The 18,721-nt window shown below is 55.8% G+C and carries 20 protein-coding genes; 7 read left to right on the plus strand and 13 right to left on the minus strand.

The features are described 5' to 3' along the window. Window positions 1–21 precede the first annotated feature (21 nt). Window positions 22–1,041, minus strand: coding sequence for a TRAP transporter substrate-binding protein (locus ACR0IU_RS16025; RefSeq protein WP_170647377.1), 1,020 nt, complete (start codon window positions 1,039–1,041; stop codon window positions 22–24). 201 nt (window positions 1,042–1,242) lie between these two features. On the opposite strand from ACR0IU_RS16025, the gene paaG reads away from it, so the two are divergent. The 5 genes from paaG (at window position 1,243) to ACR0IU_RS16050 (ending at window position 4,682) form a co-directional block, all read left to right on the plus strand. Then, complete coding sequence (gene paaG, locus ACR0IU_RS16030) at window positions 1,243–2,028, plus strand: 2-(1,2-epoxy-1,2-dihydrophenyl)acetyl-CoA isomerase PaaG (protein ID WP_480716952.1); 786 nt, start codon at window positions 1,243–1,245, stop codon at window positions 2,026–2,028. A 1-nt stretch (window position 2,029) separates the two neighbouring features. Continuing rightward, window positions 2,030–2,458, plus strand: a complete 429-nt coding sequence (gene paaI, locus ACR0IU_RS16035; RefSeq protein ID WP_480716953.1) for a hydroxyphenylacetyl-CoA thioesterase PaaI — start codon at window positions 2,030–2,032, stop codon at window positions 2,456–2,458. Window positions 2,459–2,473: 15 nt separating this feature from the next. Then, window positions 2,474–3,781, plus strand: a complete 1,308-nt coding sequence (gene paaK, locus ACR0IU_RS16040; RefSeq protein ID WP_480716954.1) for a phenylacetate--CoA ligase PaaK — start codon at window positions 2,474–2,476, stop codon at window positions 3,779–3,781. Between the two features lie 22 nt (window positions 3,782–3,803). Beyond that, entirely contained in the window at window positions 3,804–4,400 is a 597-nt protein-coding gene (locus ACR0IU_RS16045) for a TetR/AcrR family transcriptional regulator (protein WP_480716955.1), read from the plus strand. A gap of 69 nt (window positions 4,401–4,469) precedes the next feature. Continuing rightward, entirely contained in the window at window positions 4,470–4,682 is a 213-nt protein-coding gene (locus tag ACR0IU_RS16050; protein WP_170588938.1) for a hypothetical protein, read from the plus strand. A 3-nt stretch (window positions 4,683–4,685) separates the two neighbouring features. Here ACR0IU_RS16050 and ACR0IU_RS16055 read toward each other — a convergent pair whose 3' ends face one another. The 8 genes from ACR0IU_RS16055 to ACR0IU_RS16090 form a co-directional block, all read right to left on the minus strand. After that, window positions 4,686–5,444, minus strand: coding sequence for a Phenylacetic acid catabolic protein (locus tag ACR0IU_RS16055; protein WP_480716956.1), 759 nt, complete (start codon window positions 5,442–5,444; stop codon window positions 4,686–4,688). 12 nt (window positions 5,445–5,456) lie between these two features. Beyond that, window positions 5,457–6,530, minus strand: a complete 1,074-nt coding sequence (paaE, locus tag ACR0IU_RS16060; protein ID WP_480716957.1) for a 1,2-phenylacetyl-CoA epoxidase subunit PaaE — start codon at window positions 6,528–6,530, stop codon at window positions 5,457–5,459. 14 nt (window positions 6,531–6,544) lie between these two features. Further along, complete coding sequence (paaD, locus tag ACR0IU_RS16065) at window positions 6,545–7,003, minus strand: 1,2-phenylacetyl-CoA epoxidase subunit PaaD (RefSeq protein WP_010437869.1); 459 nt, start codon at window positions 7,001–7,003, stop codon at window positions 6,545–6,547. 6 nt (window positions 7,004–7,009) lie between these two features. After that, complete coding sequence (paaC, locus tag ACR0IU_RS16070) at window positions 7,010–7,768, minus strand: 1,2-phenylacetyl-CoA epoxidase subunit PaaC (RefSeq protein ID WP_480716958.1); 759 nt, start codon at window positions 7,766–7,768, stop codon at window positions 7,010–7,012. Beyond that, entirely contained in the window at window positions 7,768–8,052 is a 285-nt protein-coding gene (gene paaB, locus ACR0IU_RS16075; protein WP_010437865.1) for a 1,2-phenylacetyl-CoA epoxidase subunit PaaB, read from the minus strand. The genes paaC and paaB overlap by 1 nt, the downstream gene beginning before the upstream one ends. 18 nt (window positions 8,053–8,070) lie before the next feature. Next, complete coding sequence (gene paaA, locus ACR0IU_RS16080) at window positions 8,071–9,063, minus strand: 1,2-phenylacetyl-CoA epoxidase subunit PaaA (protein ID WP_170545809.1); 993 nt, start codon at window positions 9,061–9,063, stop codon at window positions 8,071–8,073. A gap of 15 nt (window positions 9,064–9,078) precedes the next feature. Further along, window positions 9,079–10,281, minus strand: a complete 1,203-nt coding sequence (gene pcaF / locus ACR0IU_RS16085; RefSeq protein WP_480716959.1) for a 3-oxoadipyl-CoA thiolase — start codon at window positions 10,279–10,281, stop codon at window positions 9,079–9,081. A 197-nt stretch (window positions 10,282–10,478) separates the two neighbouring features. Then, window positions 10,479–11,297, minus strand: coding sequence for a cyclase family protein (locus tag ACR0IU_RS16090; protein WP_480716960.1), 819 nt, complete (start codon window positions 11,295–11,297; stop codon window positions 10,479–10,481). Window positions 11,298–11,563: 266 nt separating this feature from the next. Between ACR0IU_RS16090 and ACR0IU_RS16095 the strand changes: the two genes are divergently transcribed. Continuing rightward, window positions 11,564–13,657, plus strand: a complete 2,094-nt coding sequence (locus ACR0IU_RS16095; protein ID WP_480716961.1) for a 3-hydroxyacyl-CoA dehydrogenase NAD-binding domain-containing protein — start codon at window positions 11,564–11,566, stop codon at window positions 13,655–13,657. A 107-nt stretch (window positions 13,658–13,764) separates the two neighbouring features. Here ACR0IU_RS16095 and rpe read toward each other — a convergent pair whose 3' ends face one another. From rpe to ACR0IU_RS16115, 4 genes are all read right to left on the minus strand, one after another. Further along, window positions 13,765–14,454, minus strand: coding sequence for a ribulose-phosphate 3-epimerase (rpe, locus tag ACR0IU_RS16100; RefSeq protein ID WP_480716962.1), 690 nt, complete (start codon window positions 14,452–14,454; stop codon window positions 13,765–13,767). A gap of 181 nt (window positions 14,455–14,635) precedes the next feature. Continuing rightward, on the minus strand, window positions 14,636–15,994 hold the full coding sequence (locus ACR0IU_RS16105) for a sensor histidine kinase (RefSeq protein ID WP_480716963.1): 1,359 nt from the start codon (window positions 15,992–15,994) through the stop codon (window positions 14,636–14,638). Beyond that, complete coding sequence (locus tag ACR0IU_RS16110) at window positions 15,994–16,653, minus strand: response regulator transcription factor (protein ID WP_170477735.1); 660 nt, start codon at window positions 16,651–16,653, stop codon at window positions 15,994–15,996. Before ACR0IU_RS16110 ends, ACR0IU_RS16105 begins: the two co-directional genes overlap by 1 nt. 31 nt (window positions 16,654–16,684) lie before the next feature. Then, entirely contained in the window at window positions 16,685–16,945 is a 261-nt protein-coding gene (locus ACR0IU_RS16115; RefSeq protein ID WP_480716964.1) for a hypothetical protein, read from the minus strand. 575 nt (window positions 16,946–17,520) lie between these two features. On the opposite strand from ACR0IU_RS16115, the gene ACR0IU_RS16120 reads away from it, so the two are divergent. Then, a complete protein-coding gene (locus tag ACR0IU_RS16120) occupies window positions 17,521–18,591 on the plus strand; it encodes a hypothetical protein (RefSeq protein ID WP_480716965.1) in 1,071 nt (356 codons plus the stop codon). Window positions 18,592–18,721: the final 130 nt, after the last annotated feature.

Raw genomic sequence — 18,721 nt, forward strand, 5'->3', positions numbered from 1 at the left:
AAAGGCCGCCCTGAAGTTGGATCAGTTCGAGGACATTTCCGATTTGATCATGTCATAGGCGGCCTGAGCGTCGACACCTGTTGCGTCAACCTCGGCGATGACCTTGCCGCGGATGTCTTCGGCGATGGCCGAGAACTTCTCCATATCCGCGTCCGTGGCAGCGTTGATGGCATTACCTTCTGCCGCCTCGGTTGCCTCGCGACCTGTGGCATCAATCTCATCCCAGATCTTGCCGATCTCACGGCTCAGCGGTTCACCGAATACGTTTTCTTCCAACGCCGTCTGCAGCTCGGGCGGCAGATCTGCGAAGGTGTCTTCGTTCATGATGAAGGCAAACGAGCCACGATAAAGGCCACCGGGCATCTCATAGACGTTCTGTGCAACTTCGGTCAGCTTGAAACCCTTGCGCGATTCCAAAGGCATAACGACGCCGTCAGCGGCCTTGGACGCCAGTGTTTCATAGACTTTTGGGGCGGGCACCTGAATGCCGGTCGCGCCCAGCGCCGCACCAACGTCTCCGCCAACGCCGCCCGGGATGCGGACTTTCAGGCCCGAAACCTCATCCAGAGTGGTGACCGGCGCGCTGGAATGCAGCTGCGCGGGCCCGTGCGTGTGCAGGGCGATGACTTTGACACCGCGATGCTCGTCAGCAGCTTTCAGGTGCTGATCATAGGCGCGCCAGTAAGCAACCGAAGCGTCCTCGGCCGAGCCTTCATAGCCTGGCAGTTCGATCAGCTTGGTGGTGACAAAACGCCCGGGCTGGTACCCGTGGAAAATGATCGAGGCATCGGCTGCGCCGTCCATGATCAGGTCCATCTGTGCGGGTGGCGGAGCGATGCCCAGCTTAAGCTCGGCGGTGACCTGCCCGTCGGTGGCCTCTTCAACCATTTCGACGAATTTGGGCCACATCTTCGCGTTGATGCCGTGGGTGGGTGGGGCCCAGCTGGAAATTGTCAGAGTGTAGTCAGCTGCAAAAGCAATGGTGCCTGACACCGCCAATGTTGCCGAAGCCAGCAGCGTGGTGAGCTTGGTGAATTTCATGACCGGGTCTCCTCCTCAAAAGCGCAAGTCGTGAATGTGTTAATGGTTCGTTTTGTAACTATCAACGACGAGAAAAACTGTTCAGCTTGCTGGTCAAATTTGCATTTCTGATCGCCGAGTCACAAACGGTTATAGAATTTATTGACCAACCGTTCGGTTTATGCAAGAAGTTTGTTGTAACTTATGAAAAGCGAACCGGGCATGTCCGATACGATTATTTCGCAGAATATGGGTCAATGGGTTGAAATTACACTCAATCGCCCTGATCGCCTGAACAGTTTCACTGATGAGATGCACTATGCCTTGCGCGCTGCGCTTGAGGCCACGCGCGATGGTGGAACCCGCGCTGTGTTGCTGACTGGGGCCGGACGCGGGTTCTGTGCCGGGCAGGATTTGGGGGATCGAAACCCTGCAACGATGGAGGGCCCGCCAGACCTGGGCAACACGGTGCGCACGTTTTATGCACCTTTGGTGCGCCTAATCCGGTCGCTGGAATTTCCCGTTGTTTGTGCTGTAAATGGTGTCGCTGCCGGGGCGGGTGCGAATCTGGCTTTGGCATGTGATGTGGTACTGGCCGCCGAATCTTCCAAGTTCATACAGTCGTTTTCCAAAGTGGGACTGATCCCCGATACCGGGGGCAGCTGGCATCTGCCCCACCTGCTGGGTGAAGCACGGGCCAAGGGGCTGGCCTTGACCGGGCAGTCGCTGCCCGCGCAACAGGCCGCAGATTGGGGGCTGATCTGGAAAGCGATTCCCGACGCCGATCTGATGGCCGAGGCGCGAGCGATGACGGAACAGTTCGCCAATGGTCCAACGCTGGGACTTGGCTTGACAAAACAGACGATTCAGTCAGCAGCCACAAATTCCCTGACCGACCATTTGGAGATCGAGGCAGACGCGATGAAAACCTGCGGTGAAAGCGCAGACTATGCCGAAGGTGTCACAGCGTTTCTGGAAAAACGCGCGCCGGTCTTTCGGGGAGAATAAGATGACGCCAAAGGAGCGCGCCCAAAAAGCCGCAGCTGCCATGTGGGGACGAGACAATGCCTCGAAATGGGCGGGCATGGAATTGGGCGAAGTTGACGAAGGGACCGCGATCCTGACGCTCGCCGTTCAGGACCATCACTGCAATGGGCACGGTATTTGCCATGGCGGCGTAACCTTCATGCTGGCCGACAGTGCCTTCGCCTTTGCCTGCAACAGCCGCAACCAGTCGACGGTCGCGCAGCACAATGTGATCAGCTACGTCGCGCCCGCGCGATCCGGTGATCTGCTGACGGCCCGCGCAACAGAACTGAGCCTGACCGGGCGCAGCGGCATCTATGACGTAACCGTAACCAACCAGACCGGCCAAAAGATTGCAGAGTTTCGGGGCTTTTCCCGCGCGGTCAAAGGCCCAGTGTTTGACGAGACCTGAGATGAGGGGGATGGCATGAAGGATCTTACTCCGAACAAGGCGGATCTTGATCCGATCGAGATCGCCTCGGTTGATGAAATTCGCAGCTTACAGTTGGATCGGCTTAAATGGTCGCTGCGCCATGCCTATGACAACGTACCTATGTACCGGCAGCGGTTTGATGAGGCCGGGGTGCATCCTGATGACCTGCAATCTTTCAATGATCTCGCGCGTTTTCCGTTTACCTACAAAAACGATCTAAGGGAAAACTATCCTTTCGGTCTGTTTGCCGTACCGCGTGAGCAGATCATCCGCGTTCACGCCTCGTCAGGAACCACGGGCAAGCCAACCGTGGTGGGCTATACGCAAGGCGATATCGATAATTGGGCCGATCTGGTGGCAAGGTCACTACGTGCCAGCGGGTTGCGCCGGGGTGACATGGTACATAACGCCTATGGCTATGGCCTGTTCACCGGTGGTCTGGGCGCGCACTACGGGATTGAGCGTCTGGGGGCCACAGTTGTGCCGATGAGCGGCGGGCAGACTGCCAAACAGGTTGATCTGATCACCGATTTCAAACCAGACGGGATCATGGTTACGCCATCCTACATGCTAAATATTCTTGAACAGTATCATAAGGTTGGCCTAGATCCGCGCGAATGCTCTCTGGCTGTCGGCGTCTTTGGCGCCGAACCTTGGACAGATTCCATGCGCTCCGAGGTTGAACAGGCCTTCGACATGCACGCTGTCGATATCTACGGCCTGTCCGAGATCATGGGACCAGGCGTCGCCAATGAGTGCGTCGAAACCAAAGACGGACCGGTGATCTGGGAAGATCACTTCTATCCAGAAATCATCGACCCCCAAACCGGTGAGGTCATGCCCGACGGTGAGATCGGTGAACTGGTCTTCACCACGCTGACCAAAGAGGGCCTTCCGATGATCCGCTATCGCACCCGCGACCTGACGCGGCTGTTGCCCGGCACGGCGCGGTCGATGCGGCGGATGGAAAAGATCACCGGTCGCTCGGACGATATGATCATCCTACGCGGCGTAAACGTCTTCCCCAGCCAGATCGAAGAGCAGGTTCTGGCAACGGGCGGTCTAGCGCCCTATTACCAGATCGAACTTTATAAAGCCGGACGGATGGACGCGATGCGCGTACATGTCGAGGCAACGCCGGACGCGGCGGACGAGTTGAGCAAAACCGCTGCCGCCCGGATGTTGTCGCGACGGATCAAAGAGGTGGTTGGCATCTCGACCGAGATCGATATAGGCGAACCGGGCGAGGTCGAACGCTCGCAAGGTAAGGCCCGGCGCGTGATCGACAATCGGGATAGTTAAACAACAGACGGAGGGTCAGGATTTGGCGCGTACGATAGCAAAAGACCATGACGATAAGCGGGCTCGTATCCTGAAATCCGCCGCCCGCGTCTTCGCGCAGGAAGGGTTTGACCGGGCGTCGATGTCTCAACTGGCGCGCGAGTGTGGAATATCCAAGGCCAATATCTATCACTATTATGACAGCAAGGACGCGATCCTGTTTGACATACTCGACAGCTATCTACGACAGTTACGCGACCAAATTTGCGGCCTTGATCTTGAGAGGCAGGCCCCTGCGGACCGCCTGAGACGGGTGCTGCAGGAAATCCTGCTGGCCTATCAGGGCGTGGATGATGAGCATCGTGTGCAAACCAGCGGCATGTCCGCCTTGCCCGAGGAGCAGCAGAAACTGCTGCGTGGCTATCAGCGGGATCTGGTGGAGTTTGTCAGCGACATCATCGCCAGCGTTGCGCCCCAAACATTCACGGACGACGCAGCCAAACTTCGGGCGACCACGATGTCCGTCTTCGGGATGCTGAACTGGTTCTATATGTGGAACGCAGGTGCAGATACCGAGGCGCGTAGTGACTACGCCGCGCTGGTAAGCAATCTGACCTTATCCGGCGTTGACGGTCTCTGACGCTCGGCTGGCACAGAGTTGATTTGGCTCAGTCACTCAAATGGGTTTGAATGAGGGCGGAGGTCGCCCATGCAAAGCCCTGATCGCTTCGATAAATTCTACTTCGCCAAAGTGGGTTTGGGCGAAGCCTGTGGCTGCGCCGAACGCGTGATTGATGTGTTCGAATTCAACCGGAAGGCTGGCGCGCAGACACAATCAGCGAAGAAAGACCGAGGCAAACGGCGATCTCTGCGTGGGTTGGCCGTGAAATACGGATTGCTTAGCCGCAAGCGTCTGCCCTGAAGGTCAGGGCGCTTTCAGCCCCAGATTCGCGACCTGCTCAGTCGCCTTCGCCACCCACTGATCTCTCATCTCGGCTCCGGTCAGTTGCCTTAGCCCCAGCTTGCACAGCGTCTCGATTTTCTCCGTACCCCCGGCCCCAAAACTGGCCGCAACGCGGGGCCACCAATAGTCAATTGACGCCTGCATCTCGGCAGCCTTCCCCTGTTCGATCAGCTTGAGCGCGCCTTCAAGGGCCAGTTCCCCATGGCGCGCCTCGATCGGAGCGATATCCCGGAAGGCTTCGGCCAGAGGTTGATAAGATATCTGAGAGAATTGAGCGAATTGAACCGCAACCGCCTGGCTCATCAGCAGGTTCATCACCACAGCGTCCTCCCACCCTTCGATAGGATAGTTGAACACCGCAAGGCGCATATCGTGTTCAGACCGGGTGGCCCCAATATCCGCATCGCGATCCAGACGCGTGGTCCAAGGGTGATGGTTTGCATAGCGATCAGTGTTGGCCCCAAACTCGCCCATGATTTTCAGCACACGATCCGCATTGTCGGTCTTTTCCAACACAATCTTTGCCGCCGCGATGCGTTCCTTGATGCCGGGGCCCTGATTGATGATGTCGGCAAAGCCCGCAGCACCTGCCAGCTCACTATCCACAAAGGTCGCCATTAGCTTCATAAGTTCTGCGCGATAGCGTGGCGGAACATTGGTTGGATTGCTCAGGACGCCACCGGCGGCCAGATAGCTCTCGATTGTCATGTCTTCAGCCATCATTCCCTCCGTCTACTGATCGTAGTCCACGACCACGGTGTCGGTCAGCGGATAAGCCTGACAGCTCAGGACGTATCCTTTTTCGACCTCGTAATCTTCCAATGCGTGATTGGCGACCATCTCAACATCGCCCTCGAGCACACGGCAACGACAGGTCGAGCACACCCCAGCTTTGCAGGCGTAAGGCGCGTCCATCGCATTCTCTAAGGCGGCATCAAGAATCGATTGATCCTTGGGCATGATGATTGACTGCGTTGCCCCGTCCATTGTGATCGAGGCCTTGGTCTGGTTGGCCTGAGACGCCGTGTCCGCACCACTTACCTTGCGCTTGGCCCGACCGGGTTGGGCGCTGGCGAAAAGCTCGAATTTGATTTGTCCATCATCCAACCCATGTGCACGCAGGGCAGAAGCGATGCCCAGCATCATGGGCTCGGGGCCGCAAATAAAGGCTGTGTCGACATTCTTGATGTCGATCCAGTGTTCGAACAGGTCGGCACATTTCTCTTGCGTGACCAAACCGGTGAACAACTCGATTTCCTGCGCATCCGTTTCCAGAATGTGGATCACGTTCAAGCGCCCCATATAGAGGTTCTTGAGATCCTCAAGTTCCTCTCGGAACATGATCGTGTTTACGCCCTTGTTGGCATAGACCAATGTGAAGCGTGAATGCGGCTCGCGGGCGAGCGTGGTTTTCAGGATCGACAAGACCGGGGTGATACCCGACCCACCGGCAAAGCCCAGATACTGCTTTTCGGCGGTTGGATCGATTGCCGTGTGGAAGCTTCCCATCGGCGGCATCGCCTGAACCGTATCACCGACCTTCAGGTCAGTATTGGCCCAGGTCGAGAACGCCCCGCCATCGACGCGCTTGATGCCGACCTGCAGAATGCCTTCATCCTTACCAGCGCAGATCGAGTAGGATCGGCGCAACTCTTCCCCATCGAAATCGCGACGGAAGGTTAGGTATTGGCCTTGGGTGAAATCGAATTCCTCAGCGGAGCCGTTCACCGGTTTCAACGTCACCACCACCGCGTCGCGGATGGTTTTGTGAATGTCGGTGACTTCCAGATCGTGAAAGCGTGCCATCCGGTGATCCTCCCTCAGATGCACTTGAAATAGTCAAAAGGTTCCAAACAGTCGGTGCAGCGCCAATGGGCCTTACACGGGGTCGAGCCGAACTGGCTGACCTTCTCGACCGCCTTGCTGCCACAAAGCGGGCAACGTTCGGGTCCGCCAGCGGGCTGGGGCGGAGCGATGCCGTATTCCTCAAGCCGGGCACGGCCCTTGTCGCTGAGCCAATCGGTGGTCCACGCGGGCGCAATGCTTGTTTCGATCCGCAAATCGTCAATCCCGTGATCACGCAACGCGGTTTCGATATCCATGCTGATCACCGAAGTCGCCGGGCAGCCCGAATAAGTCGGGGTAACTGTGACCAACAGCGTGTCATCGTCCCACTGCACATCACGCACAATGCCCAGATCGACGACCGAGATCACTGGGATCTCGGGGTCGGGAACAGCGTCCAGCCACTCCCATACCTGATCAGTCGAGGCCCTCATGCGCTGTTACCAAGAGGCGCCGGGATAGGCGCGTTGAAGCCACTGCATCTGTGTCAGTAAATGGCCCAGATGTTCGGTATGCATCCGCCCGTCACGCCCACCTTTATGGGCAAAGCGGCTTTCGGGAATGGTCAGCGCTGCCTCGCTCAGAATCCGCCCGATCAGAGCGTCATATTCTGCGCGCAGATCAGCAGGGCCCGGGGCGATTCCCGCCGCGACCATCTCGGCATCAACATCATCGCCGGCAAACATCTCGCCCACGTAAGGCCAGAGATAATCCAGAGCGCTCTGCATCCGCGCGTTGCTTTCTTCGGTTCCGTCGCCAAGCCCGACAACCGTGTCACCCGAGCGTTCGAGGTGATAGGTGACTTCTTTGCTGGCCTTGGCAGCGATCGCCGCGACCCTTTCGTCGGACGATTTCATCAGACGACCCAACATGATCGAATGCCACGCATCGAACAGGAACTGACGCATCAGCGTGCGCCCGAAATCGCCATTCGGGACCTCGACCAGCAGCACATTACGAAAGTCCCATGCGTCGCGCAAAAAGGCCAGGTTATCGGCGCTTTTGCCGCCGTCGATCTCACCGGCGAGGCCCAACCACATCTGGGTCTGACCGATCAGGTCCAACGCAGTGTTGGCCAGAGCGATATCCTCCTCCAGCACCGGCGCGTGGCCGCACCATTCGCTAACGCGATGGCCGAGGATCAGGGTATTATCCCCCATCCGCAGCAGAAACTGCAGGAATGCTTCGTCCCGGGTCATCACATTGCCCCCACTTCATCGGGAATGTCGAAAAAGGTCGGGTGACGGTACACTTTGCTCTCACTGGGCTCGTAAAGCGGGCCTTTGTCGCTAGGCGAAGAGGCCGAAATGTTGTTGGCCTCGACCACCCAGATCGACACGCCTTCGTTGCGGCGGGTATAGACGTCACGCGCATTCTTGATTGCCATCTCCGCGTCAGGCGCATGCAGCGAGCCGACGTGACGGTGGCTCATCCCATGCTGACCACGGATGAAGATTTCCCACAGGGGCCATTCATTGTTCATTTGGTATCCTCCTTGGGTTTACTCTGCGGCCAGATTTCGTGTTCGTTTCTTGCGGGCATGGGCCAACAACCCGTCGCGCACCCATTTTCCATCGTCCCACGCCTTGTTACGCGCGGCCAAACGATCGACATTGCAGGGGCCGTTGCCTTTGATCACATCGAAGAATTCGGACCAGTCCGGGTCGGTGTAGTCGTAGTGGCCCCGCTCTTCGTTCCACTTCAGGTCGGGGTCAGGAATGCTCAGGCCGAGATACTCGGCCTGCGGCACGGTCTGATCCACGAATTTCTGGCGCAGCTCGTCATTGGTGTTTATCTTGATCTTCCATGCCATGGATTGCGCCGAATGCACGCTTTCCTTGTCAGATGGCCCGAACATCATCAGCGACGGATACCAGAGCCGGTTCAATGCATCCTGCGCCATCTTGCGCTGTTCTGGCGTGCCTTCTGCCATCTTGCGGATCGCATCATAGCCCTGACGCTGGTGAAAACTCTCTTCCTTGCAGATGCGGATCATAGCGCGCGAATAGGGGCCAAAGGACGTCCGCTGCAGCGGAACCTGGTTCATGATCGCGGCACCATCGACCAGCCATCCGACCGCGCCGATATCGGCCCAGTTCAATGTCGGGTAGTTGAAAATCGACGAATACTTCATGCGGCCATCCAACAGCATCTCGGTGATCTCGTCCCGGCTGACGCCCAGCGTTTCGGCCGCACAATAGAGATACAACCCATGCCCGGCCTCATCCTGCACCTTGGCCAATAGGATCGCCTTACGCTCCAGTGTTGGAGCGCGCGTGATCCAGTTGCCTTCGGGTAACTGGCCGACAATCTCGGAATGCGCGTGCTGGCCAATCTGACGGATAAGAGTCGCGCGATAGTCATCGGGCATCCAGTCTTTGGGCTCGATTTTGATATCGGCGTCAATCTTGTCCTGAAAGGCGCGCTCCTGCTCGGTCATCTCCTCGCGGGATTTCACGCCTGTTCCGGCTGTCTTGATCATCTGAGCGTACATGTGAGGTCTCCTCCCTTACACGCGTTCGAGAATAAGTGCTGCGCCCTGCCCTACCCCGACGCACATGGTGCAGAGCGCATAGCGCCCGCCCGTGCGGCGCAGTTGATAAGCAGCGGTCATAACCAACCTTGCGCCGCTCATCCCAAGCGGATGCCCGATCGCAATGGCGCCTCCGTTCGGATTTACATGGGGCGCATCATCGGGCACCCCCAGTTCGCGAAGCGTGGCAAGGCCTTGCGAGGCAAATGCCTCATTCAATTCTATCACATCCATCTGATTGATGCTGAGACCCGCGCGGGCCAGTACCTTGCGGCTGGCTGGAACAGGGCCGATGCCCATCACGCGCGGTTCGACCCCGGCAACGGACATTCCGACAACGCGGGCGATTGGGGTCAGATCGTTCTTTGCCGCTGCGGATTCATTCGCCATCAAGATCGCCGCCGCGCCGTCGTTTACGCCCGAAGCGTTACCAGCCGTGACAGTCTTTTCAGACCCGTTAATGCCCTTCAGGCCCGACAGTTTCTCGGCTGTGGTTCCAGGACGCGGATGTTCATCCGTATCGACCACCACAGGATCGCCCTTACGTTGCGGGATTGTGACCGGGGTGATCTCCTCCTGAAACACCCCGGTCTGGTGCGCCGCGGCCCAGCGGGCCTGGCTGCGTTCGGCAAACGCATCCTGATCGGAGCGGTTGATACCGTAAGCTTCCGCTACGTTATCTGCTGTTTCGGGCATCGAGTCGATACCGAATTCCTGCTTCATCTTGGGATTCACAAAACGCCAGCCGATCGTTGTGTCGTAGACTGAATTAGCGCGCGAGAAGGCGGACGTCGCTTTGGGCATCACAAATGGTGCGCGCGACATGCTTTCGACACCCCCGGCGATGGCCATGTCATAGTCCCCGGCGCGGATCGCGCGGGCCGCCATACCTACCGCATCCATACCAGAAGCACAAAGTCGGTTGATGGTCGTTCCAGGCACATCCACCGGCAGCCCCGCCAGCAACGCCGCCATCCGCGCCACGTTGCGGTTGCTTTCCCCAGCCTGATTGGCGTCGCCGTAGATCACGTCGTCTATGCCTGTCCAATCAACCTGAAGGTTTCGCGCTATCAGCGCAGCAATTGGGATCGCTGCCAAATCATCCGTGCGAACCTGGCTGAGGCTGCCGCCATACCGTCCGATTGGTGTGCGCTGCGCGTCGCAGATAAAGGCGTCCATTGGGCGAGGGCTCCGAGAGTTATGTCGCGTGATTAAGTGACCGATAGGTCGGTTAATAAGCAACGCCGCGATTCGCAGCAAGAAAAATGTAACATGATTTTAAGTTTTTGATGATAATGGTAACATATTAGGGCGGCTAAATTATTAAAGCCCGCAGATTTGCGGGCTTTAATACTTGGCATGAATGACGAAGAAATTCAGACCATCGCAAATATGCGGGCCGGACCGCCAGACCCCCCCCGATGAGCTGGCGCACCCACAATCAATGTCGCTCCACTGGCTGGCACTTTGTCCAGGTTTGCAAGATTTTCAATGCCATACCTGTTCGTAGGTAGCCACGCGTAGTGAGTAGCAAAATCGGCTGATGGTCCGTGATCGAGGGATAGGGAATCCACCGCCAAGGCAACAGCGCCTGTGCCATCCATCAGCATCTGTGCGGCTTCGACATGGAAACCCGGAAAGTGCATTTTGCCTTCAGCGTCTGCGTTGCGGAAGTCTGGCGTTGCGGATTTAGCTCCCCACCCTGAATGCATCGCGACGCAAGCGCCGTCTGGGATCGGACCGTTTGCAGAGATCCAGGCCTCAAGATCGTCAGGCGTAACCTGAGAATCCGCATCCTCTGCTGCCCGTGCAGCGATATCAATTACGCAAAGTGGGCATACCAGATTGGATACAGGAATTTCATCAACCGACTGACCATCGGCCGAGAAATGTAGCGGCGCATCGATATGCGTGCCTGTGTGTTCATTTACAGCGAGATTGAATAGATTGAAACCGTGGTCCTTGAAGTTGAAGGCTTGAGTTGCCTCAATTCCGGGTTCGCCAAAATAGGTCGGAAAATCAGCATCATATATATGTGTCATGTCTACGACTTCGCCATGGCCCATCGCCATTGCAGGTGTCGTCGCAGCCGAGCTTAGTGCGGTTCCAGCCACCATTGCGGCCCCGGCTTTAAAGAAAGAACGCCGAGATAGCATCCGATCTTTTACCGCATTCATTACGCATACATCACACATCTTGTAGCTCCCTTATTAAATGACACCGACAGCGGAATACTGCCCGACATGCTTGACTGAGTCCAATTCAGCCCCCTTAAGTTCAGTTTAGCCCGACGCTGATGATGTGCGTTTCACATGTTCGTAGCGCTGCGACCGTAGCTCAAAAACCGAACGATTGGTCGATTATAGGGTTGAATACTGTCTCAGTACGGTTCAGTCTCTGACTGCGTGGCAAATCGGGTTGAATGGACCACAACGCATATCTTTTCAGGAGGCAGGAACAAATGTCCCAGGTTATTGGCTATGAAAAAGTGGGCGACATCGCGGTTTTGTCGGCGAATAACCCGCCGGTAAATGCTCTGGGTGCAGAAGTACGCCAAGGCCTCCTGGAAGGGATTGAGCGTGCTGAAGCTGATGGCGTACGGGCCGTTTTGATTTATGGTAGGGGGCGAACCTATTTTGCCGGCGCTGATATTCGCGAATTCGGCAAGCCACCACAGGATCCTTGGTTACCCGCGCTCTGCGATCGCATTGAAGCATCACCGCTTCTGGTGGTTTCATCTTTACACGGAACAGCCCTTGGCGGCGGGCTTGAGGTTGCCCTGTCCTGTCACTACCGTATTGCGACCCCATTAACAAAAGTCGGGCTGCCCGAGGTCAACCTTGGCATCATCCCCGGCGCGGGTGGAACCCAACGATTGCCACGGGTCGCTGGCGTCGAGGCCGCATTGGAAATGATAACGACGGGCCGCCATGTGCAGGCCTCTGAAGCGTTACAGATGGGCTTGCTGGACAAGGTTCAGGACGGAGATCCGCGCGAGATTGGGTTGGCCTTCGTACGAGATCTACTTGATACGGGCGCACCGCGCCGACCTGTCTGCGAAATGGCTAAACCAACGCCGATCGACTTTGACGCGACCTATGATGCCGTATTGAAGAAAGGACGGGGGCAGCTGTCGCCTGCGATTGCCGTGCGTGCTGTACAAGCCAGCTGTGAAGCCCATGATTTTGCAGCAGGACAGGCTCGCGAACGAGAACTGTTCACCGAGCTGATGGCGTCAGATCAGCGAAAAGGGCTGATCCATGCCTTCTTTGCCGAGCGCGCCGTCTCCAAACTCCCGGAACTACAAGGGATCAACCCCCGCGAGCTTCATCAGATAGGTGTTGTCGGAGGAGGTACGATGGGCGCAGGCATCGCCACATCCGCTCTGCTGGCAGGGCTTTCGGTTGTATTACTTGAAATGTCGGTGGACGCAGCCAAGGCTGCAAAAGACCGGATCGCAGCAAATCTGGCGGGTGCAGTGAAACGCGGAAAGCTGAGCCCGGACGCGCAAGTGGAAATTCTGGAGAACAGGATAACCCTGTCCACGGACTATGATGCGCTGAGTGGCGTTGATTTGGTGATAGAAGCCGTTTTTGAGGATATGGAGATCAAGAAACAGGTTTTTGCAAAACTGGATGCGACCTGTAAATCCGGTGCCGTGCTGGCAACAAACACCTCATATCTCGACCTGAACGAAATTGCAGCATCCACAGGCAGGCCCAGTGACGTGATCGGTCTGCACTTTTTCTCACCTGCACATGTGATGAAATTGCTTGAGATCGTTGTTGCGGACCACACTGCGCCCGAAGTTATTGCGACAGGATTTGCTTTGGGCAAACGGTTAGGGAAAGTGTCAGTCAGGGCTGGCGTATGCGACGGTTTCATCGGTAACCGTATTCTCAACGCCTACCGAACCTGTGCAGATCACATGGTTCTGGATGGGGCAAGCCCTTTTCAGATTGATGCCGCGTTGACCGGATTTGGATTTGCAATGGGGCCATTTGCGGTTTCCGACCTTGCCGGGCTAGACATCGGTTGGGCCGCGCGCAAACGCAAACGGGCTGCGGGCCTGGACCCACGTGCGCGTGACAGCATCTATGCCGATAAACTATGCGAAGCAGGGAATTTTGGTCAGAAGACCGGCAAAGGATATTATGTCTACGAGCAGGGGAATCGAAACAGAAGACCCAACCCTGAAATCATGCCTTTGATCGAAGCCGAGCGCGCCGCCAAAGGTATCTCTCCACGAGAGTTCACCGACGAAGAGATCGTGCGTCGTTATATGATTGCGATGGTGAATGAGGCGGCAAAGGTAGTTGGTGAGGGGATCGCCCGCAGACCACTGGATGTGGATATCACGCTGCTTTATGGCTATGGATTTCCACGATATTGGGGCGGACCATTGAAATGGGCCGACTTGCAGGGACTGTCAAACGTGTTGGATGACATTCGCCGGTGGTCAGGAGAAGATCCATATTATTGGCAGCCCGCGCCTTTGCTTGAACAACTGGCAACCGAAGGTCGTTGTTTTGATGATCTCAACAAAGCAAGTTGAGATCTAGGCCTCCTTGCCCGCCCGACATTGAAACTGCCAATGTTGCCGGGCGAAGCAAGAGAAGGCGTTTCCAAAGAAACGCCAATACCTGACAGGTGCGTTTGGGATTAGTTCAGTACACCTTCAGCAGCTGCGCGAACTGCACGAATATTGTCGCCGTAAACAGACGGATTTGAAACTGACCCGCCCTTGAAAACAGCCGAGCCAGCGACCAGCACATCTGCACCGGCGGCTGTAACCAGAGGCGCGGTGCTGGGATCGACACCACCATCTATTTCGACATGCACCGGGCGGTCACCAATCAGCTGACGCAAACGACGCACCTTGGCGGTCATATCAATAAACTTTTGCCCGCCAAAACCGGGGTTAACGGTCATAACACAAACCAGATCGGTCAAATCCAGCAGATGCTCTACCGCCTCAGCTGGTGTTCCCGGGTTCAAGGCAATACCTGCTTTCATCCCGGCGGCGCGAATGGCCTGTAACGTGCGATGCGAGTGCGGCCCGGCCTCAACATGAGCTGTGAGCACATCTGCCCCAGCATCGGCATAAGCCTGAATGTATGGATCGACCGGTGAGATCATCAGATGCACATCCATAACCGTCTTCACATGTGGTCGGAACGCTTTGACCGCCGGGGGGCCAAATGTGAGGTTGGGCACAAAATGCCCATCCATAACATCCACATGAACCCAATCGGCGCCTTGCGTTTCAATGGCCTGAATCTCTTGTCCGAAGTTTGCGAAATCTGCCGACAGGATCGACGGTGCGATCTTGATGGAACGGTCAAAGTTCATGGCGGGCCTCATGTGGATATGCAGTTGCGAGGGGATATATCTGTGATGGGCAAGGAGCGGTAGACCCGAGATACGAAAATCTTACCAGTCCCCCCCTAACCTGCCGCCGCTCATCCAAGCCTCGGTACAAGTATCTTATTTATCGAGAGCGCGAGTGGGATTTCATACCTGAAAGTGAAAGCTATATGCGACTCAAATGTCGGTCGTCCTTCCGTTCAGGTATCAGTATTTCGCAACCAAGACCGCCGAGACGTTCCGAAACGCCAAGTTTAAGCGTACCACCATAAGCCTTCAGCAGATCGACAGTAATAGCCAATCCCAAACCAGTCCCGCTGACAGAGGTATCCAGGCGCTCGCCAGATCGTAGCACGGCTGATTGCGCCTCTTCTGGAATGCCGGGTCCATCATCCTCAATACAGATTTTTATGTTGCGCCCATTACGATGTGCCGAAATATGAATAGTCGTTCGGCACCACTTAAGGGCATTGTCGAGAAGGTTACCCAACACCTCTTCAATGTCCTGAGTGTCGATGCTGACCCAAAGACCGGCTTGGTAGTCTGAAGTTAGAGATTTGCCTTCGCGCTCTGCCATAATAGAAAAAAAATTGGACAGCCTTTCGACCGAATTGGAGATATCCGTTCGCGAATGGGTCAATTCGGCGGTATTTGACGCACGCATGCGTGCAAGCGCTCGACCAAGTTGGGAATCTATACGTGCCAGCGCCTCTTCCGCGGGCCCGGTATCGGATCCGGATTCCGACAAGTTCAACAACTCGTTTCGGAGAATCGATGTTGGCGTCTTAAGTGCATGGGCCAGATCTGCGGCCTGTCGTCGAGAACTCGAAACGATCTCACGATTTCGGTGCAACAGCTGATTGAGGTCTTCGACAAGCGGCGATACTTCTTCAGGATAATCATCCGGCTTCAGGTCGTCTCCGTTGTCCCAGCGATGGGCAACGTCAGCACGCAATTTCCTGAGCGGGCCAATGACCGCAGACATCAACAAAAGAGAGCCCGCAACACCAATCAGCCCAACCAGCCCAAAGACTGGAAGCAGGTTTGATTGTGCAGCCCGGCGTTCGCTTAGCAGTTCAAGCCTGCTTTCCGCAACGCTCACGCCCCATTCCGTTCCGTCTTCAAAGGTGATTTTCTGATAAATGCTGCGAACAGCTTCATCGTCTGGTCCCAGCGTGTTCCAAATGGTTGCTTCGTTGCCAGTACGCGTGGGCTCTGCGATCGTTTCGTCGAACAATGAGGCCGATGTATAGATGTCGCCTTTGTTATTCGTCACCTGCCAATATCTGCCTGAATAAGGCGTACCATATGCGGGGTCGAATATCAGCTCTCTCAGGACATCCGGAGTGTCGGTGGTGACACTTAGTCCAACAACTAACTGAGTGTGACGGTCACGTAACGTTTCATCAAACTGCTGGAGCACCCTCGTATTGATGTAGGAGAAAACGACCAACGTTCCGACACCTACCGACACTGTGGCAGACGCCAGCCCACTAAGTAGGGCGCGATGGCGCAGCGATAGCATCAGGCGGTATCGATCATATAGCCGCGTCCTCTGACCGTAGTGATGAGATCAGGCCCCAATTTCTTGCGTAGCCGGGTAATGAATACGGCGATAGTGTTTGAATCTCGGTCACCGTCGTATTCGTATATATGTTCCGATAGTTCGGTTCTGGAAACCATGCGCCCCAAGTTGTGTGCAAGGTAGGTGAGAACCGCGATCTCCTGCGCGGTTAGATCGACCGGAATCCCCGCGACACTGACCCGCCCGTTCCTGGTATCCAGCGAGACGTCTCCCATTTCAATAACCGGATTCAGCTGACCACTCTGCCTGCGCAGAATTGCCCGTACACGCGCGGCCAGTTCCGGCATGTGAAACGGTTTGGTCATGTAGTCATCTGCGCCCGCATCAAGACCATCGACACGCTCGCTCCAACCGTCACGGGCCGTCAGTATCAATACCGGTGTCTTAACACCTGAGCTGCGCCATTCGCGCAAAACGGAAATTCCATCCCGTTCAGGCAACCCAATGTCGAGTATGATCATGTCATATGGTTCGGTCGCGCCCATATGAAGAGCGTCCGTTCCATTATGGGCCACATCCACCACGCGACCCTCGACCCCCAGAAGTTTTTTAATCTGTTCGCAGAGTTGGGGTTCGTCTTCAGCCAGAAGTATTCTCATATCTTAAAACTACAGGCACATTCGCGTTGGTTTAAGCCCTAATTTCTGCCATTCCCGTTCCCACCGGAATTGCCGCCGCCATTTCCACCGCTGTTCCCGCCGCCATTTCCACCGCTGTTCCCGCCGCCATTTCCACCGCTGTTCCCGCCAGCATTGCCTCCGCCGTTTCCGCCAGAATTTCCACCGCTGTTCCCGCCGCTGTTTCCACCGGCATTTCCGCCGCCGCCTCCGGAACCATTTCCATTGCCACCCGCATTCCCATTATCGCGATTTGCAACTGATCCGCGCCCATTGCGGTTACCACGATTGCTATTGGCTTTGGTCGAATTGGAACGTGCAGCTTTCGATATCTGGTTGCCGACCCCAGACCGGTTGGATACAACGGCGCCCGTCTGCGCATTCACAATCACGCTAACGATTTTTCCATCCGGCTTTTTTACAAGAATCCGATAATAGATCTCACCCGCTTGAAACGCGCGGGCATCAACTGGGGTGCCTCCGTAAGTTCTTGCAACGCCTTTGATGACCCGTGCAAGCCGAATTGTATTTCCCGATAGGGTCGCCTTGCGCAGTTCGCTCTGTTTAAGCTCACGGACGTCGGCCGTTGCTACCCTAACAGGTAGAGCAACAAGCAAACTTACCACCGTCAGTAAAACCGCTACACGCATCAACTTCCTCACTCTTTCAGGTCAGAGGATACGTCAATCGACGTGAACCGGTGATGAACAAGCGGTTAGCCCTGCGTTCAAGCGCTCTCAAGTTAAATGATTGAGAGAACAGACGATTCGTACGTGGATTGCAGCATTCGAACACAGCACGCCAGATCATAGTAGAAAGCACCACTGCTGTTCCATCAAGGAGACCGATATGAAAACCTCTATCCTCAGCCCTATTAAGGCCTCTGCAGTGGCTATCGCTTTGCTGGGATCGACCGCCGTTATTGTTGCAGTCGCAATGCCGGATGTTGCCATTGCCAAAGAAGGAAAAGGCAACGGCGGGGGTAAAGGCGGCGGCAATTCCGGTGGAAACGGGAACAGCGGGAACAATGGTGGTGCCGACAAAGGCGATCGCGATTCAGCTGGTAACAAAAACAATAAGAAAGGGTCTGACGGAAACCGCAAAGGTGGAAAATCCGGGAACTCCGTTTCTGGAGAATCAAAGAGCAAGTCTTCGCGTTCCACTTCAGAGAACCGCGGTCGATTTTCGCTAAAAGATCTTTTTAATGGAAGCGGCAAATCAAAAGGCGCCGCAAAATCCAGGACGCGCACGACCACCAGAGGTGGAAAGCAATTATCCAAGACCTACAAGCAGACTACAGAAAACTTGATTGTCGAAGAATCTGTTCGCCCCGCAGTTCGGCCCACGGGTAACAGGATGGCGGCGCTTCTTGGTGCCCACCCTTCTGAACTGGGTGCGCTTAATGCTGCGAACGCAAGTGCGACAGCCTTGGCCAATGCTTCACCTAATTCACGTGTCGGAAGAATAGCGACATATCGTGACACGGTGCTGGCCGGAGATCTCTTGCGAGAGGATCTTTCAGAACAGTTGGAAGAGCTTACCGGGCTGGAACCACCAGAGCGTACTGTCGCGGAGATCGAAGAAGATTTAGAAGTCGCATTAGATGATGTTCAAACCAATCAAGAGCTTGTTGACGAACTTGAACAGGCTTTGGAAGATGCCGGCGGAACGGACCCTGTGATCGAAGAGCAACTCGAACAAGCGCGGATGGATCTGGAAGGTTCAATTGAGGAGGCGCAGGACCTCAATGAGGAACGTCAGGCAGCATTAGAATATGAAGAAGCGACAGAAGAGGTTCGGGAACTGGTTGAACTTGTTGAAGAACAAGAATTAGCCGAGCGCGAAGCCTTGGAAGCGGCGGCCAACAAACCTGTTACCGATGCCGTTGAAGAAGAGGTCAAGTCGCTTCTGGGTTTGTAATCGAAGCCTCAAATCTCAGGTATAACTTTCTAACGGTGCAGACAACTCACGGAAGCACCATAAGCCGGGGCGGTCATTTACTTCATCAGAAGCGGAATGGCCGCCCCTTGGTTTACTGGCATTGAACTAT

This window comes from Ruegeria sp. CL5, from assembly GCF_056536485.1.

Coding starts and splice junctions, on each gene's coding strand:
- ACR0IU_RS16025 (WP_170647377.1), bottom strand. CDS start 1,041: ATGAAATTCACCAAGCTCACCACGCTGCTGGCTTCGGCAACATTGGCG.
- paaG (WP_480716952.1), top strand. CDS start 1,243: ATGTCCGATACGATTATTTCGCAGAATATGGGTCAATGGGTTGAAATT.
- paaI (WP_480716953.1), top strand. CDS start 2,030: ATGACGCCAAAGGAGCGCGCCCAAAAAGCCGCAGCTGCCATGTGGGGA.
- paaK (WP_480716954.1), top strand. CDS start 2,474: ATGAAGGATCTTACTCCGAACAAGGCGGATCTTGATCCGATCGAGATC.
- ACR0IU_RS16050 (WP_170588938.1), top strand. CDS start 4,470: ATGCAAAGCCCTGATCGCTTCGATAAATTCTACTTCGCCAAAGTGGGT.
- ACR0IU_RS16055 (WP_480716956.1), bottom strand. CDS start 5,444: ATGGCTGAAGACATGACAATCGAGAGCTATCTGGCCGCCGGTGGCGTC.
- paaE (WP_480716957.1), bottom strand. CDS start 6,530: ATGGCACGCTTTCACGATCTGGAAGTCACCGACATTCACAAAACCATC.
- paaD (WP_010437869.1), bottom strand. CDS start 7,003: ATGAGGGCCTCGACTGATCAGGTATGGGAGTGGCTGGACGCTGTTCCC.
- paaC (WP_480716958.1), bottom strand. CDS start 7,768: ATGACCCGGGACGAAGCATTCCTGCAGTTTCTGCTGCGGATGGGGGAT.
- paaB (WP_010437865.1), bottom strand. CDS start 8,052: ATGAACAATGAATGGCCCCTGTGGGAAATCTTCATCCGTGGTCAGCAT.
- paaA (WP_170545809.1), bottom strand. CDS start 9,063: ATGTACGCTCAGATGATCAAGACAGCCGGAACAGGCGTGAAATCCCGC.
- pcaF (WP_480716959.1), bottom strand. CDS start 10,281: ATGGACGCCTTTATCTGCGACGCGCAGCGCACACCAATCGGACGGTAT.
- ACR0IU_RS16090 (WP_480716960.1), bottom strand. CDS start 11,297: ATGTGTGATGTATGCGTAATGAATGCGGTAAAAGATCGGATGCTATCT.
- ACR0IU_RS16095 (WP_480716961.1), top strand. CDS start 11,564: ATGTCCCAGGTTATTGGCTATGAAAAAGTGGGCGACATCGCGGTTTTG.
- rpe (WP_480716962.1), bottom strand. CDS start 14,454: ATGAACTTTGACCGTTCCATCAAGATCGCACCGTCGATCCTGTCGGCA.
- ACR0IU_RS16105 (WP_480716963.1), bottom strand. CDS start 15,994: ATGCTATCGCTGCGCCATCGCGCCCTACTTAGTGGGCTGGCGTCTGCC.
- ACR0IU_RS16110 (WP_170477735.1), bottom strand. CDS start 16,653: ATGAGAATACTTCTGGCTGAAGACGAACCCCAACTCTGCGAACAGATT.
- ACR0IU_RS16115 (WP_480716964.1), bottom strand. CDS start 16,945: ATGGGCGCGGATCAGTTGCAAATCGCGATAATGGGAATGCGGGTGGCA.
- ACR0IU_RS16120 (WP_480716965.1), top strand. CDS start 17,521: ATGAAAACCTCTATCCTCAGCCCTATTAAGGCCTCTGCAGTGGCTATC.